Below are 17348 nucleotides of genomic sequence, written 5' to 3'. Positions count from 1 at the left end.
CCGCTGCGGCGCGCCCGACCGGTGCGCCGCAGCGTTTTATTGTGAATCCAACATGACCCCACCCCCCGACACTTCCACCGCTTCCGCCGGCGCGTCCACCGATGCCATTGCCGACGCCATCGTCTTCCTCGCGCGCTTTTTCGGCGTGGCCGTGCAGGCCGAGCGCCTGCGCGCCAGCGTGACCGCGCATGGTGACCCGGCCGCCACCGGCTTTCTTGAACAGGCGCTGGCGCAAGCCACCCTGGCCGGTACCGCGTTGCCGGCAGACAAGCCGCACCGCGCTACGGAAATGCCGGCCTTGCTGTACAACGGGGAAGGGCAGGCGCTGGTGGTGCTGACCATTGCCGACGGCAAATACGAATGCCACGTGCCCGGCATCGACGGCAGCGCATGGCTTGACGCGGCCGCGCTTGCGCAGGAAGTGCCCGACGGACGCTGGGTGGCCGTGCGGCCCGTACTGTTTTTCGACCAGCGCAGCCTGCTCTACAGCATGCCGGTGGCGGGGCGCTGGTTCTGGGATGTCTTCAACCGCAACCGCTGGGTCTTCCGCTGGGCCTTGCTGGGCACCCTGGTGCTCAATATCATCGGCGCGCTGGTGCCGTTCTATGCGATGGCCGTGTACGACCGCGTGATCCCGAACAATGCCACCTCCAGCCTGTGGGTGCTGACGATCGCCGTCGTGGTGCTGACGGGCTTCGAGCTGGCCCTGCGCCTGCTGCGCGGCGAACTGGTGGAAACGGCGTCGCGCCGCATGGACGTGGCGCTGTCGTCGAACATCTTTGCCCAGTGCCTGCGCCTGCGCGCGGCCAGCCGGCCCGCTTCCGGCGGCACCCTGGCCAATACGGTGCGCGATTTCGAATCCGTGCGCGAATTCTTTGCATCGACGACCTTGACGACCCTGGGCGACTTGCCGTTCCTGCTGCTGTTCCTGCTGGTGATCGCCCTGGTGGGCGGCTGGCTGGTGCTCGTGCCCCTGGCCGTCATCCCGATTTTGCTGCTGGTGGCCTTTGCCTCGCGCGCGGCCCTGGCGCGCCACGTGGCCGCCTCGATGCAGGAAAGCGCGCAGCGCACGGCGCACCTGTTTGAAACCATGAATGGCCTCGACACGATCAAGGCGCTGGGCGCCGAAGCGTGGAGCCGGCGCAAATGGGAAAGCCTGACGGTGGCCATTGCCGCCAATAGCGTCGAGACGCGCGAAATCGTCAGCCGCGTCAATTACATCAACACGGCCGTGCTGGCCCTGTCCGGCGTGGCCGTGGTGGCCACGGGCGCCTTGCTGATGGGCGAACACTTGCTGACCCTGGGCCAGATCATCGCCGTGAGCATGCTGACGGGCCGCGCCCTGGCGCCCGTGAGCCAGATCGCGGGCCTGATCATGCGCTGGGAGCAAACCAAATTGTCCTACCACGCCCTGAATAAAATCATGGAAGCGCCGACCGATGACGACGCGGCCAGCCTGCAGGCGCCGCCGCTGTCCGGGCGCATCGAGTTTCGCGACGTGGGCTTTGCCTACCCGAACTCGCCGCCGCTGCTCGATAAACTTAATTTGCACATCCGCCCCGGCGAACGGGTCGGCGTGATCGGCAAGCTCGGTTCCGGCAAGAGCACCTTGCTGCGCTTGCTGCTGAACCAGTACGGCCCGCAAAGCGGCAGCGTGCTGTTCGACGACCTGGCCAGCACCCAGCTCGAACCCTTGAGCCTGCGCCGCCAGATCGGCTACGTACCGCAGGACGTGACCCTGTTCCACGGCACCCTGCGCGAAAACATCGAACTGGGACGCAGCCAGCCCGATGACGCCAGCCTGCTCGATGCCATTCGCCTGGCCTGCCTCGACGACATCATTACCCAGCTGCCCAACGGCGTGGCGACGGAAGTGGGCGAGCGGGGCGAGCGCCTGTCCGGCGGCCAGCGGCAAGCCGTGGCCATGGCCCGCGCCTTGCTCGCGAAACCGACCATGCTGCTGCTCGATGAACCGAGCAGCATGTTCGACCCGGCCACCGAGCAGCGCCTGATCGGCCGGCTGCGGACATTGAAAGACACGACCATCGTGCTCGTCACCCACCGCATGGCCATGCTGGCGCTGGTGGACCGCCTGATCGTCTTCGACAAGGGGCGCATCGTGGCCGATGGCCCGCGCGATGAGGTCATGCGCGTGCTCAATAACCAGACGGCCAGGCCTGCGGCGGAACAGGGAGTAGCGGCATGAGCGCCCTGAACGCCCGCCCGCTGCCAGCGGCCCACCCGGACCCGGAACGCGAACCGCAGCGCATTGTTCTTTGCATGCTGGCCCTGATCGCCGTGCTGCTGGTGTTGATCCTGGCCTGGGCCACCTTCGCCCAGCTCGACGTGTCCGTGAATGGCCGTGGCGCCATCACGCCGCCGTCGCATCTGCAGGAAGTGCAAAGCCTGGAAGGGGGCATCGTGCGCGAAATGCTCGTGAAACCGGGCCAGCGCGTGCGGCGCGGCGACTTGCTGCTGCGCCTGGACACGGCACAGTACGAGGCCAACCTGGGCGCCAGCGTGCAAAACCGCCTGGCCGCGCTGGCGGGCAGGGCGCGCCTCGACGCGCTGCTGTCCGGGGGCACGCCCCGGTTTGCGCCGGAATGGCAGCAGGAGGCGCCCGAGCTGATCGCCAAGGAAACGCAGTTGTGGCGCGACGGCCAGCGCGAATTCGCGTCGGCCACGGCGGCCGCGCGCGAAGGCGTGACGCGCCGGCGCGGCGAGCTGGCCGAGGCGCACAGCCGCATCGCGCAACTCGACACGGGTTTGAGAATCGCGCTGGAAAGCCTCTCGATCGAGGAGAGGCTTTTTAAAGAGGGCGCCGGTTCGCGCGGCGACTACCTGAATGCGCAGCAGCGCGTACAGCAGCAGCGCACGGAACTCGACAGCCTGCGTGCCTCCGTGCCACGCCTGGCGGCTACCCTGGCCGAGGCGCAGGCGCAGGCGGGCGAAGTGGAAGCGCGCATGCGCGGCCAGTGGGGCGCGCAGCGCAGCGAATACGAAACCAAGGCCGGCGCCCTGGCCAGTACGGTCAAGGGCCAGCAAGACCAGGTGAGCCGGCGCGACGTGACGGCGCCCGTCGACGGCGTCGTCAACCGCGTGCTGGTGGCGACTGTCGGCGGCGTGGCGCAGCCGGGTAAACCTATCCTGGAAATCGTGCCCGCCGATTCGGAAATGCTGATCTCCGTGCGCGTCAAGCCGTCGGACATCGGTTTTATCCACGTGGGACAGCGCGCCTCGGCCAATGTGCTGGCGTATGAGGCCACCACCTATGGCCGCATGCAGGCGCAGGTGGTGCGCGTGGGCGCCGACGCGATTCCCGATGAACGCAACGAGCCGTATTTCGAGGTGCAGCTGAGTACCGACCGCAGCCAGCTGACGGCGCACGGCAAGGTGCTGCCGATTACGCCCGGCATGCCCGTTGACGTGGGCATTCTGACGGGACGCCGCTCGGTGCTGCAATATGTGTTCAAGCCAGTGTTACGCGGCTTGCAGTCTTCCCTGCAGGAGCGGTGATGCGTGCTTTTTTACTTTGCATGGCATTCGCCTGCGCAAACGCGGCGGCCCAACCGGTGTCACCGGCCACTTTCCAGGCGCAGTCCACGCGCGGCTTGCCCGCCTTGCTGGCGCGCGCCGTGCCGCGCGATCCGCAGGTGGTGGCGGCGCAGGCGGCGCTGGCCACCGCCGAAGCGCGCTACAAGCAGGCCCGCTCGCGTTTGTTCCCGACGGCGGCGCTGCAGGCCACGCGGGGGCGCAGCAATGACCTCGATGGCACCCTGGACGTGGAACGCCGCACGCACCAGGTGGAGGCGAGCGTGCGCTGGAATGTGTACAACGGCGGCGCCGACCGCGCCGAACTCGATGCGGCCGAGCGCGAGATGGCGGGCGCCGCCTTCGACGTGGAACGGGCACGCGCTGACAGCGCGGAAAAGCTGGCCGAAGCATATTTCGACATGCAGCGCCTGGAGCGCAGCCTGCTGCAGTCGCAGGAACGCCTGCGCGACGTGACGCTGCTGGTGCGGCAGGTGACGCGCCAGGCGGAACTGGGCAAGGCGTCGGAAGTGGACCGCGAACTGGCGCAAAGTTCGCAGCTGGACGCGGAACTGGTGCACGACGGCTTGCTGACGGACCAGCAGGCGGCGCGCATCAAGCTCGAAGCGCTGGCCTTCGAACCGGTGGCGCAGTTTGCCGATTTCGCCTTTGCGCCGCTGCCGGCGCAGGCTTTGGAGAATGCTGATACGCAGCACGCGCAGTTGCGCGCCGCGCGCGAGCGGGCGGCAGCTGCCCAGCTGCGCGTGCGTGGTTTGGCGGCCACCCTGGCCCCTAAAATCGATCTGAATGTCAGCCACCTCCTGAATAACAAGACGACGCCGCCGCCGTCGACCATCCAGCAGCGGGGCTGGTCGGTGGGTGTTGCCTGGGAATTCCCGCTCGGCGGGGGCAGCCTGGCGCAGCGCGACGAGAGCATCAGCCGCGCCCAGGCGGCCGAGGCGGACGTGGCGCGCGCCGAGCAGGGCACCCGCGCCGACCTGGCCAGCATGCTGCCGCGCATCGCCAATGCGCAGCGTACCCTGGCCCTGCTCGACGAACAGGAAAAGAAGATGGCCTTCGTCGTGCGCGGCGGGACCATCCAGTACGAAGCGGGCCGGCGCAACCTGCAGCAGGTCATCCAGACGCGCGACAGCTACTTCACGATACAGCAGCGGCGCAGCGACCAGCTGCACCGTCTGACCCTGGCACAGATGCGGCAATATGCGCTGGCGGGGCGGTTGCTGGACGCGTTCGGCCTGGCGCAGGAGGCAAAATAGGGCCGGCGTGCGCGGTTTCACACATGGATCACGCAGACTTGATGCATGAAATGCCCATTATGTGGCACACTGCGCGCTCGCATATCATCGTTGTCGCGGGAGCGCATGAGCATCATCAAACAATTTCCCTTCGAGTGGCAGGTCGGCGTGCGCTATACGCGCGCCGGGAAACGCAGTGGCCGCAACAGCTTCATTTCCTTCATCTCCCTCATTTCCGTGGCCGGCATCGGCCTGGGCGTGGCCGCCCTGATCGTCGTGCTGTCCGTCATGAACGGCTTCCAGAAGGAAGTCACGGACCGGCTCATGTCGGTGCTGGCCCACGTCGAGGTGTTCGACACCAGCGGCTCCATGCCGAACTGGCAGGCGCAGGAACGCGCCGCCTACGCCAACCCGCAAGTGAAAGCCGTGTCGCCATTCGTGGAAACCCAGGGCATGCTGCTCAACGACGAAACCATGCGCCCGTCCGTCGTGCGCGGCGTGCTGCCGCAGCAGGAAGCCACCGTCTCCAGTGTGGCGAGCCAGATGAAGCAGGGCAGTTTCAACGATCTGACGCCAGGTTCGTACAACATCGTGCTGGGCATCGACCTGGCCAAGGCGCTCGACGTGAAAGTGGGGCAGAACGTCACCCTGATGCTGGAACGCGAGCCGAGGGCGGGCGATCCGGCCAATGGCATTGTCATGCCGCGCATGCGCGCGCTCAAGGTCGCCGGCATCTTCGAGGCGGGCCACAATGAACTCGATGGCAGCCTGGCCTTCGTCAACATGCAGGACGCGGAACAGCTATTGCAGCTCGACGGCCCGTCCGGCCTGCGTTTGCGCCTGCATGACATGAACAAGGCGCCGCAGGTGGCGCGCGAACTCAAGGCGTCGATGCCGGGCCAGCTGTGGATGCGCGACTGGTCGCGCGCCAGCGCCAGCTGGTATGCGCTGGTGCAAAGCCAGAAGAACATGATGTTCATCATCCTCAGCATGATCATCGCCGTGGCCGCGTTCAACCTCGTTTCGACCCTGGTGATGTCGGTGACCGACAAGCAGGCCGATATCGCGATCCTGCGCACCTTGGGCGCCTCGCCATTCTCCATCATGAAGATTTTCATGATCCAGGGTGCGCTGGTCGGCTTGCTGGGCAGTGCGCTGGGCGTGATCGGCGGCGTCGTGCTGGCGCTGAACGTGGGCGTCATCGTGCCCTTCATCGAAGGCATCTTCGGCCTGCACTTCATCTCGAAGGAAATCTACCAGATCAGCGCCGTGCCGTCGGACGTGCATTGGCTGGACGTGGCGCAGATCGGCCTGATCGCCTTTGGCCTGGCGCTGGTGGCGACCATCTACCCGAGCTGGCGCGCCGCGCGTGTCAAGCCGGCCGAGGCGCTGCGGTATGAGTAATTGGCTGATCAACAAACTGCCGGGGTCAGACCCGGCGGGTCAGACCCCTGAGAATTAACGAATCAATGAGCATGTTAAAAAATCTTCCTTTCGAATGGCTGGTCGGCCTGCGCTACACGCGGGCTGGCAAGCGCAGTGGCCGCAACAGTTTTATCTCCTTTATCTCGCTCATTTCCATGGCCGGCATCGGCCTGGGCGTGGCGGCGCTGATCGTCGTGCTGTCCGTGATGAACGGCTTCCAGAAGGAAGTGACGGACCGCATGCTGTCCGTGCTGGCCCACGTGGAAGTGTTCGACAACAGCGGCAGCATGCCTGACTGGCGCGCGGAAGCTGCGCAAGCGTTCAAGAATCCGTCCGTGAAGGGCGCCGCGCCGTTCGTGGAAACGCAAGGCATGCTGCTGCGCGACGATGCGCTGCGGCCCGCCATCGTGCGCGGCGTGCTGCCCGAGGAAGAACCGAATGTCTCGGACGTGGCCGGCCAGACGCGCATGGGCAGCTTCAAGGCGCTGCAGCCGGGCACCTTCAATATCGTGCTGGGCATCGAGCTGGCGCGGGCCTTGCGCGTCAACCTCGGCGAAAAGGTCACCTTGATGCTGGCGCAGGGCCAGGTCACGCCGGCCGGCGTGCTGCCACGCATGCGCAGCTTTACCGTCAGCGGCATCTTCCAGGCGGGCCACAATGAATTCGACGCGGGCCTGGCCTTCATCAATATCGAAGACGGCCAGCGATTGCTGCGCCTTGACGGCCCGTCGGGCCTGCGTTTGCGCCTGGCCGACATGAACCAGGCGCCGCAAGTGGCGGCGGAATTGAAAAAATCCATGCCGGGCGACCTGTGGCTGCGCGACTGGTCGAAGCTGAACGCCAACTGGTTCGCCGCCGTGCAGACGGAAAAACGCATGATGTTCATCATCCTGACCCTGATCATCGCAGTGGCCGCCTTCAACCTCGTCTCGACCCTGGTGATGACGGTGACGGACAAGCAGGCCGATATCGCGATTTTGCGCACACTGGGTGCTTCGCCGCGTTCCATCATGAAGATATTCATGATCCAGGGCGCGCTGGTGGGCATCCTGGGCACGATCCTCGGCGTGGGCGGCGGCGTGCTGGTGGCCATGAACATTGACGTCATCGTGCCCTTCATCGAGCATTTGCTGGGCGTGCAGTTCCTCTCGAAGGACATCTATTTCATCAGCACCGTGCCGTCCGACCTGCGCTGGCCCGACGTCACCAAGATCGGCGTGCTGGCCGTGATCCTCGCCTTTTTGGCGACCCTGTACCCAAGCTGGTGGGCTGCCCGCGTGAAACCTGCGGAAGCCCTGCGCTATGAATAAACCACTGACTACGACCATGACCGATCTGAACAAACCTGCTTCCAATGGCGGCGCTGCCGTCCTTTCCTGCCGCGGCCTGGGCAAGACTTTCACGCAGGGCAGCTACAAGGTGCAGGTGCTGGCCGGCATCGACATCGACATCCACCGCGGCGAGCGGGTCGCCATCGTCGGCGCCTCCGGCTCCGGCAAATCGACCCTGCTGCATCTGCTGGGTGGCCTCGATACCCCGACCAGCGGCAGCGTGACCTTGCTGGGCAAGGATTTCGCCACCCTCAGCGAAAAGGCGCGCGGCGATTTGCGCAATGCCTCGCTGGGCTTCGTCTACCAGTTCCACCACCTGCTGCCCGAGTTTTCCGCGCTCGACAACGTCGCCATGCCCTTGATGATACGGCGCATGAAGCGCGCGCCGGCCACCGAACTGGCGCAGCAAATCCTCACGCGCGTGAACCTGGCCAAGCGGGTCACGCACACGCCGGGCGAGTTGTCGGGTGGCGAGCGCCAGCGCGTGGCCCTGGCCCGCGCCCTCGTCACGCAGCCGGCCTGCGTGCTGGCCGATGAACCGACGGGCAATCTCGATCACGCCACGGCCGAACAGATTTTCGACCTGATGCTGGAACTGTCGCGCACCCTGGGCACGGCCTTCGTCATCGTCACGCACGATATCGAACTGGCCAAGCGCTGCGACCGCGTGCTGCGCCTGACGGACGAAGGGCTGCAACCGTACCAATATTAAGGAACCGCCATGCTGTGGATCGACACGCACTGCCACCTCGACGCGCATGAATTTGGCAGCGAATCGCTGCAGGTGGCGGCGCGCGCGCAGCAGCAGGGCGTGGGCATGATTGTCATCCCCGCCGTCGAACGGGCCAATTTCGCCATCGTGCGTGACCTGGCGGCAGCGGCGCCCAACGCCTGTTATGCGCTGGGCATCCATCCGATCTACGTGCCGCACGCCACGGATGATGATTTGATCGCCCTGCGCGAGGCCGTGGCGCTGGCCATGAATGACCCGCGTTTTGTCGCCATCGGCGAGATCGGCCTCGATTTCTTCATCCCCATGCTGTGCGAACCGGCCATGCGCATCAAGCAGGAGCATTTTCTGCGCGAGCAGCTGAGAATCGCCCGCGACTTCGACCTGCCCGTACTCACCCATGTGCGCCGCTCGCAGGACATCGTCCTCAAGCACGCGCGCCAGATCCGCCCGAACGGCGGCATCGCCCATGCGTTCAATGGCAGCTTCCAGCAGGCGCAAGGCTATATCGACCTCGGTTTCAAGCTGGGGTTTGGCGGCGCCATGACCTTTACCCGCGCGCTGCAGATACGCCGCATGGCCACGGAATTGCCCCTGGACACCATCGTGCTGGAGACGGACGCGCCCGATATTTCCCCGGCCTGGGTGCACCCTGGCCGCAACAGCCCCGAAGAATTGCCGCGCATCGGCGCCGTGCTGGCCGAGCTGCGCGGCCTGGCATTGGCCGACGTGGCCGTTGCCACCAGCGCCAACGCGCGCGCCGTGATGCCCCGATTACCTTTGATGGAATGAGATCACAATGAACAACAAGATAATCCTGGCCGCCTGCCTGTCCGGTGCGTTCGCTCCCGCGATGGCTGCGACCAGCGCCCAGTGCGACGGCATGCCCCGTCTCGACGTCGCCACGCCGGCCGGCTTTTGCGTGGCCGTGCTGGCCGAGGGCCTGAAATTCCCCCGTGGCGTGCTGCCGCTGACGAATGGCGACATCCTCGTCACGGACATGACGGGATGGGCGCCGAAGCAGGGCAAATTGTGGCTGTTGCAGGCCAAGGCGGCCGGCGCCGGCTACGAGCGCAAGCTGCTGCTCGACAAGCTCGATCGCCCGAACGGCATCGTGCAGGGCCCGGACGGCATGGTTTACGTGGGCGAAGTAGGGCGCATCTTCCGCTTCGACTTGCGCGACACCACCCGCAAGCTCACCGACGTGATCGGTGGCACGGCCAAGACGCCGCGCCTGCCGGGCCTCGGCTTGCACCTGCTGACGAATATGCGCTTCAGCCCCAAGGGCGACCTGTATGTGAACGTGGGCTCGAGCACCGACCATTGCGAGAACGACGGCAAGGCGCCCGATCCGGCCAAGGCATGCCCTTCGGCGGAAGGACTGGATGCGCTGGGCGCCATCCGCGAATACACGATGGCCTGGCCGGCTGGTACGGTGACGAGCTGGCGCACGCATGCGCGCGGCTTGCGCAACTCGATGGCGCTGGCTTTTCACCCTGCGACGGGCGAACTGTGGCAGGCTGAAAACTCGCGCGACGCCATCCAGGCGGCCATGCCGCAACTGAAAAGCGACGAGAACCTGCCGCACGAGGAACTCAACCTGATCAAGGCCGACCGGCACTACGGCTGGCCGTACTGCTATGACGACAACGTCGCCAGTCCCGAATATCCGAAGACGGCTTGCGACGCCCAATATGCGGCGCCGGAGCGCCTGCTGCCCGGCCATGCCGCGCCGCTGGGCATGACCTTTTACACTGCCAGCCGCTTCCCGACACTGTACAAGAATAGCCTGATCATCGGCTACCATGGCTACCGCAGCAACGGCCACCGCCTGGTGGCCCTGCTGCCCGACAAGGCCGGTGGGCCGCTGGGCAAGTCCGTCGATTTGATCAGCAACTGGGAGCGCAAGGGCAAGCAGGGCAGGGGCGCACCCGTCGACGTGAAGCTGGGGCAGGATGGCGATATCTATATGGCCGACGACCATAATGGGCTGGTGCTGAAATTACATTATGCGGCGCCGGGCAAACCATAACTTTCACCGGTTTCGTACGTGTAGGTCGGATTAGCGGGGCAAGGCCGCGCGTAATCCGACATCATTGTTGGCGTTACAGGTGTTGTCGGGTTACGGCCTTTGGCCTAACCCGACCTACCCGGCATACCGGGCCTACGCTTGACCTCGCTCAGTGCGGGGCTGCCGCATTGTCCTACAATCGGCCTGATGTTCCCTGTCGACCAGGGACGACGGGAGGCTGGCGTGAAACCTGCATTCATCAATCTGCGTGAAAATTACTCGAGCGTGGCGGCCGTCGACCAGGCGGCCCTGTTCCGCGAAATCGGCTGGGAAGACTTGATCGGCAAGGACAGCTTTGCCAACACCTGCGCCATCCGCGTCAGCCTGGCACTGATCAAGGCCGGCGTGAAGGTCAAGGGCCGCATGGCCATCCGCAGGGGCCCATTCAAGGGCGCGCTGATCGAGCCTGGGCAGGCCAAGCTGGCGCACATGCTGGCCAGTCCCTCGTTGTTCGGCGCACCCGAAAAGTTCGCTGCCGATGCGGCCATCGAAGGCATCGGCCAGCGCCAGGGCCTCGTCGCCTTCTTCCGCATTCCCGGCTACCTGGGCGGCGCCGGCGGGCATATCGACATCCTGTTGCCCTCCATCGGCGTGAAGGTGTGCGGCACCGAGTGCTACTGGGATTGTGGCGAGGTCTGGTTCTGGCCACTCCGTTGACGTTTACCTGAATTTCTTCGAGCGTCCGCGCGAGGCCGCATTGTGTGCGCGCAGGATGGAATCGACCCGCTCCGACGCATCGCGCGACAGGTTTTGCGCCACGGCGATATCGGGAAAGAATTCGGGCAGGCGGTAGCTGAGCCACGCATACGCCGAGTAGTAGCGGCAAGTGTCTTCCACCTGCTGCAGATTCTGCGTGCCGCCGCCATAGGCGTGCTGGCGCAAGGTGCTGACTTTTCCCTGCGACAGATTCTTCGCCCAGTGTTCCCACGCCGTTTGCAAGGACGGCACCTTGCTCGATATCGGCACCAGCGACAGGGTGAACTTGTCGGCCACGGACAGGGACAGGGTGTCGAGCCAGACGGCGCGTTCCTTCTGGTCTTCCGTGATGCGGGGGAAGAAGAAGCCGTCCGGCACGTCGATATTGTGGATGAAGCGGCGCAGCAGTTTTGACAGCGACAGTTCGCCCGTCACCGATGAAATGCGGTGCAGATGCTCGAGCGACGGCGCCACGGCAAAGCCGCTCGTGTTCAGCGGGTGCAGCTTTTCCTTCAGCAGGGCGCGCATCACTTCATGCGTCTCGTTGTCGTAGCCGGCCACCAGGCCCTCTTCATGCACGCCGTAGCGGCCCGCGCGCCCGGCGATCTGGCGCGCCAGCGCGGCTGAAATCTCTTCCTCTTCGCGGCCATTGTATTTGACGCAGGTGGTCATGACGATGCGCGCGATCGGCATGTTCAGGCCCATTGCCAGCGCATCCGTGCCGACGACGATATCGGCCGTGCCGTCGCGGAAGCGCTGCGCCTGCGCGCGCCGCACTTCGGGCGACAGGTTGCCGTAGACGGTGGCCACGGACAGGCCCGTTTCCGTGATCATGTCGCGCCACATCAGCACTTCGCGGCGTGAAAAGGCGATGACGGCGTCGCCGCGGCGCAGGTTGCGTACCTTGCGCACGGCCGTCGGCTCCATCGACAGGGGCGCCATGCGTTTTAATACGTGCACTTCCAGCGGGCATTCGAGGCGCTCGGCCAGCGCCTCGATGGCGCGCCGCGCTTCGGGCGCTCCTACCAGGTAGACCGTGTGGGCGGGCGCGCCGCAGACGGCCGCCGTCCACGCGGCACCCCGGTCCGGGTCGGCCAGCATCTGGATCTCATCGATGACGGCCACTTCCACGACGGTTTTCGTGTCCAGCATTTCCACCGTGCTGGCCACGTGCGTGGCGCCGTCGACGACCCGACGTTCCTCGCCCGTGATCAGGCTCACTGCCAGCGGTTTGCCGTGCGGCGCGGCTTCCTGCAGGCGCTCGTAGTTTTCCAGGGCCAGCAAGCGCAAGGGCGCCAGGTAGATGCCGCTCTTTGCCTTGATCAGCGCTTCCATGGCGCGGTGCGTCTTGCCCGAATTGGTGGGACCCAGCAGGGCGATGAAGCGGCGCGGCAGGCGGCGCGCCATCTCGAACGAGGCCGGATACTCGGCCAGGTTGATGCTCTGGCGCGTGCGCGCCGCGTGCTGTTCTTCCTGCTGACGCTCGATGGCGTGATTGAAGCGCTGGCGGATGCGGTCGAACACCATGCCCGCCGGCTCCGACGTCTGCATGTCGGCCAAGGTGTGCAGGAAAACCATCGGGTCCGTGTCCACGTCCTCGCTCAGGCCCGCGATATCGGCGACGAAATCGAGCACGTGCTGGCGCAGCTCCTCGAACACGGCCGCGCTGGCCCGTTCGCGCACGAGGGCCAGCTTGGCCTCGCGGTCCATCTTGCGCCACTTGGCTGGCCGCGCCAGCACGCCCTGTGCGGGCACCAGCGCATACGGCACCACCAGGTGGCCGGCCTTGACCACGCCGGAAAAGCGCACGAAAACGCGGCCTTCCATCTTGACGAGGCGGATATGCTCGGCCAGCTCCCCCAGTTCCGCGACGAGGGTAGCGTCGTTATTGTCTTCGCTGCTGTCGGAAATGTCGGTGGAAGTGTCGGGAGGAAGTGGGGAGGAAGTCATGTCGTGCCTGGGTGTTGAAGTAAGCGAGGCCGATTATACCGTCGATGGCGGTGGCTGGTGGTGGCCGGCCCCGGTAGCTGCATGTTCAGGCGGCCCGGGCCCGCACCAGGCGCAATCCCCATCCTGTAGCGATCTTGCCATCGTCGCCTTGCAGCGGCGCCACGGCGTCCAGGAATGCGCCGCGCAGGCGCTGTCTGGCGCCGTCGTCCAGGCGGTCGATATCGTAGGTGTCCAGCAGGGCCGTCCACAGTTCGCCCGGCGTGGGCGTCCAAGGGACGTCGATGTCGTCGAATTCGACGTCCGCAAACGCGCCATCGAGCAGCTCGCGCCAGCCCGCTTCGGAGCCCGTGCGCCGGTCGCCAAAGCGTAGCGGCGGCAGTTCGGTGCTGGCGATCGGCTTGAATACGCGCATGAAAACGTCGTTGACTTCGCCCAGCAGGAAAGTCCTGCCGACGATGGCTGCAAACCGGCTATCGGAACGCAGCACGCGGCGCATTTCGCGCACGACTTGTTCGATGTCGTCCATCAGCATCAGCGCCATGTGCGACACGAGATAATCGACGCTGGCCGATGGCAGGTCCAGCGCCTGGCCGCGGCCATGCAGCAGCCGCACGGACGGGGGCAGGGCGGCGCGTGCGGCAGCCAGTTCACCCTGGCTCATGTCGACGCCGAGCAGTTGCAGCCGGGGCTGCCGCCGGGCTGCCAGCAAACCCAGCAGATGACCGTCGCCGCAGGCCAGGTCGAGTACGGTCAAGGGCGTGTCCACGGCCGGTACCAGGCTGGTCAATACTTCGTAGGACGAGGCGTAGGTAGCTGATGCCGCATGTGCTGGCAGGTGCGCAAACGCGGCGGGCGTCACACCGACCTGGCGTTGATGGAAGTCCTGCAGATACATCTCGGCGGTTGAAATCGCGTTCATGCGGAGTTCGATATGGGAAGGGCGGACGCCCCAAGGCGCTGACAGGCATGCTAGCATGGAAACGTTGAGAAATGGATTGCGGTGCTTCAGCCAGGCTGGCGTCGCTTGTGATAGGGAGGATGGGAAAGTAATAATGTTGAGTCGCCAAGGTTTTTTCGCTATCGATGCGGCAACTGCCGAGAAGGTCATTCTCGATGCGCAAGCGCAGGGCATGCGTGTTTTTCATCTTCCCGGGAAAATGTCGTCCAGGGATGCTTTCTTTGATGGCGTACGCGATACGCTTCCTCTCGACCCGCCATTACAAAGTAATGCAAGCTGGGATGCGCTTGACGATTCCGTATGGTCGGGTCTGGATGGATTGGACGAGAATGGCATCGTGATCGTTTGGCGCGATTCCAGCGACATGGAGGCACAAGCCCCGGCGGATTTTTCCACCGCCTTTTCTATCCTGAATGAATTGCCTGGCATGCTAGCCGATGTTGTATCCACGGTGAATCATTCCAAGAAATTGGTGGTGCTTCAGGTGATGTGATCGGCATATGACGCTGACTTGCCGTGCATGCGCAATGCCGCTTGTTCAGGCGCCTGCAGGGTTAAAGAAAAATACAACTGGAAGTCAACGAGGGCAATCAGCAGGTTGCAATTCCTTGGGATTGAGGGTTCTTTATGTTGATGGCGCATGTGAGCCGTTGAATACGGAATCTGCACTTCTTCAATATTTTTATTGATTAACAAGAAAAAAACGGTTTGACGATGGCGCTATGCTGAACCTTGCGTGCTGGCTTATGTCTTTCTACCAGCCGCCGGTCGATTTGCCGCGCAGATAGCGTGCCATGGCAGCGATGATAGAAGCGTGGTATTGATTGAGCTATTCCGCTTTTCCCTGCGCCGTATCAAACCTGTCGCCCGCATGCTCGCGCGCATTCATGTAGCGCCGTTTATATTGGTGAGCTTGAGTCGCGCTGCTTCGACCTGTCATGCGCACCTTCCTACTCGGCTTTTCCGCTGGCGCTTTCTGGCTGCAGATGCAGGCGGCACTGCCGGCGCATGCCGGTGCGGCGCTGCTACTGGCCAGCCTTTTGCTCATGATGCTCGGTTATGTCACGCGCGGCTGGCATACGGGCTTGCGCATTGCGATGCGATGCCTGTTCGGGCTGGTGTTTGGCTACCTTTGGGCCGCGTTCCTGGCACACTCGGCCCTCTCATCCCAGCTGGCATTGAAAGACGAAGGCCAGGACATCACCGTGATCGGTACAGTGGCCAGCCTGCCCTACCGCTTCGAGCAGGGTGTGCGCTTCAACTTTGCCGTGGAAAAGGCGGTTGGGGCGAAGGTGCCGCCCTTGATCGCCCTGTCCTGGTACGCGGGTTTTCGCGATGCCGTGAAGAACGCCGTGGGCGACGTGCAACCGGGCGAGCGCTGGCGCCTCACGGTGCGGCTGCAGCGTCCGCACGGCAATGCGAATCCCATGGGTTTTGATTACGAGGCGTGGCTGCTGGAGCAGGGCGTGCGCGCCACCGGTTATGTACGGCCGCAGCCGCGCGCGGACACGCCGAACGTGCGCCTGGCTGCCTTCGTGCCCGGCTTCGGCAGGGTGGTGGAGGCCAGCCGCGCAGCCCTGCGCGCGCGCATCGCCCGCAGCCTGGAAGGCAAGCAGTATGCGGGCGTGATCGTGGCGCTGGTGGTGGGGGATCAGCGCGCCATTCCCCAGTCTGACTGGCAAGTGTTCAACCGCACGGGCGTCAGCCATCTGATTTCGATTTCCGGCTTGCACATCACCATGATCGCGGGACTGTTCGCCTTGGGCGCGGGTGCGCTGTGGCGCCGTTCATTCTTTACCGACTGGCAACTGCCCTTGCGGCTGCCGGCGCAAAAGGTGGCGGCGCTGGCCGGTGCGCTGGCGGCCTTTCTTTATGTGCTGCTGGCCGGCTTCGGCGTGCCAGCGCAGCGCACCTTGTATATGTTGCTGGTGGTGGCGCTGGCCCTGTGGCTGGGGCGTGTCACCAGCATCGTTCACGTGCTGTGCCTGGCGCTGGGCGCCGTCGTGCTGCTCGACCCGTGGGCCGTGCTGTGGCCCGGCTTCTGGCTGTCGTTCGGCGCCGTCGCCACCATGCTGTACGCGACGGCGGGCCGCACCACGGCGCCCATGCCGCCGCAGGCTGGCCGCTGGCGTCGCCTGCGCGCGGCCGTGGCGCAGGGCGCGCACACGCAATACGTGGTGACGGCGGGACTGGTGCCGTTGACGATGCTGCTGTTCTCGCAAGTATCGCTGGTCAGCCCCGTGGCCAATGCGCTGGCGATTCCCGTCATCAGCCTGGTCGTCACGCCCTTGTCGTTGGCGGGCAGCCTGCTGCCTGCGCCCCTGTCCGATGGGCTGTTGCTGCTGGCGCATGCCATCGTGCAGATGCTGGCGCAGGTGCTGGAATGGCTGGGTGCGCGCCGTTTTGCCGTGTGGACGGCGCCCGCGCCGCCAATGTGGAGTTTTTGCTGGGCCTTGTTTGGCACGGCTTGGCTGCTGGCGCCACGCGGATGGCCGCATCGCTGGGCGGGCATGCTGGGCTGGCTGCCGCTGCTGACGGCCTTGCCGTCGAGCCCGCCGCCGAGTCAGCTGTGGGTGACGGCCTTCGACGTGGGGCAGGGCATGGCCGTGCTGGTGGAAACGCAGGGACACCGTCTGCTGTACGACACGGGCCCCGCCTACAGCCTCGATTCCGATGGCGCCAGCAGGGTCATCGTGCCCTACTTGCGGGCACGCGGCATAGCCAAACTCGACGGCGTCATCATTTCCCACAGCGACCTCGACCACGCGGGCGGCGCCATGTCCCTGCTGGAGAACGTGCAGGTGGGCTGGCTGGCCTCGTCCCTGTTCGATGGCCATCCGGCCGTCGAGTTCCAGCGGGAATCGCACCGGCCTTATCTGCACTGCACGGCGGGCCAGAGCTGGACCTGGGAAGGCGTGCACTTCGCCATGCTGCACCCGTTGCCCGCCAGCCATACGGACATTGCCCTGAAGCCAAACGCCCGCAGCTGCACCGTGAAAATCACGGCTGGCAAGCACTCGATCTTGCTGGCCGGCGACATCGAAGCGGCGCAGGAAGCGCAATTGCTGGCCCGTTCTGCCGAGGGCGAACTGGCGGCCGACGTGCTGCTGGCGCCGCATCACGGCAGCGGTACGTCATCGACGCCGGCATTTTTGTACGCTGTCCATCCGGCCCTGGCGATTTTCCAGGTGGGACACAGGAATCGCTACAAACATCCGAAGCCGCAAGTGTATGCGCGCTATGGCGACATGGGGATTGCCCGGCTGCGCACGGATGTGGAAGGGGCGGTGGTGCTGGAATTTGGAGGCAATATCGACGTGACGCGGTATCGGGCCAGCCGGCCGCGCTACTGGCATGGACGCTAGCGGAAGCTGCTGCATCAATGGTATAAATCTGTCAT

Annotated in this window: 14 protein-coding genes; 11 read left to right on the top strand and 3 right to left on the bottom strand. The window is 65.0% G+C overall.

Annotation, left to right across the window (positions count from 1 at the left end):
- Positions 1-52: 52 nt before the first annotated feature.
- From MRBLMS1_RS02580 to MRBLMS1_RS02540, 9 genes are all read left to right on the top strand, one after another.
- On the top strand, positions 53-2206 hold the full coding sequence (locus MRBLMS1_RS02580; protein ID WP_485877628.1) for a type I secretion system permease/ATPase: 2154 nt from the start codon (positions 53-55) through the stop codon (positions 2204-2206).
- Positions 2203-3516, top strand: coding sequence for an HlyD family type I secretion periplasmic adaptor subunit (locus tag MRBLMS1_RS02575; protein WP_485877627.1), 1314 nt, complete (start codon positions 2203-2205; stop codon positions 3514-3516). The genes MRBLMS1_RS02580 and MRBLMS1_RS02575 overlap by 4 nt, the downstream gene beginning before the upstream one ends.
- Positions 3517-3572: 56 nt before the next feature.
- The gene (locus MRBLMS1_RS02570; RefSeq protein ID WP_485877625.1) at positions 3573-4808 is read left to right on the top strand and encodes a TolC family protein; all 1236 of its coding nucleotides are present in this window, start codon (positions 3573-3575) and stop codon (positions 4806-4808) included.
- Between the two features lie 105 nt (positions 4809-4913).
- On the top strand, positions 4914-6191 hold the full coding sequence (locus MRBLMS1_RS02565; RefSeq protein WP_034755457.1) for a lipoprotein-releasing ABC transporter permease subunit: 1278 nt from the start codon (positions 4914-4916) through the stop codon (positions 6189-6191).
- Positions 6192-6256: 65 nt separating this feature from the next.
- Positions 6257-7522: a lipoprotein-releasing ABC transporter permease subunit gene (locus tag MRBLMS1_RS02560; protein WP_456150126.1), complete on the top strand. Its 1266-nt coding sequence runs from the start codon at positions 6257-6259 to the stop codon at positions 7520-7522.
- Between the two features lie 16 nt (positions 7523-7538).
- Positions 7539-8255 (top strand): lipoprotein-releasing ABC transporter ATP-binding protein LolD, encoded by a 717-nt coding sequence (lolD, locus tag MRBLMS1_RS02555; RefSeq protein WP_139089536.1) that lies wholly within the window; start codon positions 7539-7541, stop codon positions 8253-8255.
- Positions 8256-8267: 12 nt separating this feature from the next.
- Complete coding sequence (locus MRBLMS1_RS02550) at positions 8268-9065, top strand: TatD family hydrolase (protein ID WP_485878953.1); 798 nt, start codon at positions 8268-8270, stop codon at positions 9063-9065.
- A 7-nt stretch (positions 9066-9072) separates the two neighbouring features.
- Positions 9073-10305: a PQQ-dependent sugar dehydrogenase gene (locus MRBLMS1_RS02545; protein WP_485877623.1), complete on the top strand. Its 1233-nt coding sequence runs from the start codon at positions 9073-9075 to the stop codon at positions 10303-10305.
- Between the two features lie 222 nt (positions 10306-10527).
- Positions 10528-11001: a T6SS effector amidase Tae4 family protein gene (locus MRBLMS1_RS02540; RefSeq protein ID WP_181878087.1), complete on the top strand. Its 474-nt coding sequence runs from the start codon at positions 10528-10530 to the stop codon at positions 10999-11001.
- Between the two features lie 3 nt (positions 11002-11004).
- Here the strand turns inward: MRBLMS1_RS02540 and MRBLMS1_RS02535 are convergent, their stop codons facing one another.
- A complete protein-coding gene (locus tag MRBLMS1_RS02535; RefSeq protein ID WP_485877621.1) occupies positions 11005-12990 on the bottom strand; it encodes a helicase-related protein in 1986 nt (661 codons plus the stop codon).
- An 85-nt stretch (positions 12991-13075) separates the two neighbouring features.
- Positions 13076-13909 (bottom strand): class I SAM-dependent methyltransferase, encoded by an 834-nt coding sequence (locus tag MRBLMS1_RS02530; RefSeq protein ID WP_485877619.1) that lies wholly within the window; start codon positions 13907-13909, stop codon positions 13076-13078.
- 133 nt (positions 13910-14042) lie between these two features.
- Between MRBLMS1_RS02530 and MRBLMS1_RS02525 the strand changes: the two genes are divergently transcribed.
- A complete protein-coding gene (locus MRBLMS1_RS02525) occupies positions 14043-14441 on the top strand; it encodes a barstar family protein (protein ID WP_485877617.1) in 399 nt (132 codons plus the stop codon).
- On the opposite strand, the gene MRBLMS1_RS02520 is transcribed toward MRBLMS1_RS02525, so the two are convergent.
- Positions 14429-14644, bottom strand: coding sequence for a hypothetical protein (locus MRBLMS1_RS02520; RefSeq protein WP_485877615.1), 216 nt, complete (start codon positions 14642-14644; stop codon positions 14429-14431). The two genes, MRBLMS1_RS02525 and MRBLMS1_RS02520, sit on opposite strands and share 13 nt — an antisense overlap.
- 242 nt (positions 14645-14886) lie before the next feature.
- Between MRBLMS1_RS02520 and MRBLMS1_RS02515 the strand changes: the two genes are divergently transcribed.
- Positions 14887-17313 (top strand): DNA internalization-related competence protein ComEC/Rec2, encoded by a 2427-nt coding sequence (locus MRBLMS1_RS02515; protein ID WP_485877613.1) that lies wholly within the window; start codon positions 14887-14889, stop codon positions 17311-17313.
- Positions 17314-17348 lie beyond the last annotated feature (35 nt).

This window comes from Massilia sp. LMS1-1-1.1 (genome assembly GCF_040815535.1).
In the GTDB taxonomy this organism is placed as follows: Bacteria; Pseudomonadota; Gammaproteobacteria; order Burkholderiales; family Burkholderiaceae_D; genus Janthinobacterium; species Janthinobacterium aestuarii.
This window is presented reverse-complemented; position numbering and strand designations above follow the sequence as displayed.

What these genes read in the sequence shown, in the direction of transcription:
- MRBLMS1_RS02580 (WP_485877628.1), top strand. Translation starts at nt 53, where the DNA reads ATGACCCCACCCCCCGACACTTCCACCGCTTCCGCCGGCGCGTCCACC.
- MRBLMS1_RS02575 (WP_485877627.1), top strand. Translation starts at nt 2,203, where the DNA reads ATGAGCGCCCTGAACGCCCGCCCGCTGCCAGCGGCCCACCCGGACCCG.
- MRBLMS1_RS02565 (WP_034755457.1), top strand. Translation starts at nt 4,914, where the DNA reads ATGAGCATCATCAAACAATTTCCCTTCGAGTGGCAGGTCGGCGTGCGC.
- MRBLMS1_RS02560 (WP_456150126.1), top strand. Translation starts at nt 6,257, where the DNA reads ATGAGCATGTTAAAAAATCTTCCTTTCGAATGGCTGGTCGGCCTGCGC.
- lolD (WP_139089536.1), top strand. Translation starts at nt 7,539, where the DNA reads ATGACCGATCTGAACAAACCTGCTTCCAATGGCGGCGCTGCCGTCCTT.
- MRBLMS1_RS02545 (WP_485877623.1), top strand. Translation starts at nt 9,073, where the DNA reads ATGAACAACAAGATAATCCTGGCCGCCTGCCTGTCCGGTGCGTTCGCT.
- MRBLMS1_RS02535 (WP_485877621.1), bottom strand. Translation starts at nt 12,990, where the DNA reads ATGACTTCCTCCCCACTTCCTCCCGACACTTCCACCGACATTTCCGAC.
- MRBLMS1_RS02530 (WP_485877619.1), bottom strand. Translation starts at nt 13,909, where the DNA reads ATGAACGCGATTTCAACCGCCGAGATGTATCTGCAGGACTTCCATCAA.
- MRBLMS1_RS02525 (WP_485877617.1), top strand. Translation starts at nt 14,043, where the DNA reads ATGTTGAGTCGCCAAGGTTTTTTCGCTATCGATGCGGCAACTGCCGAG.
- MRBLMS1_RS02515 (WP_485877613.1), top strand. Translation starts at nt 14,887, where the DNA reads ATGCGCACCTTCCTACTCGGCTTTTCCGCTGGCGCTTTCTGGCTGCAG.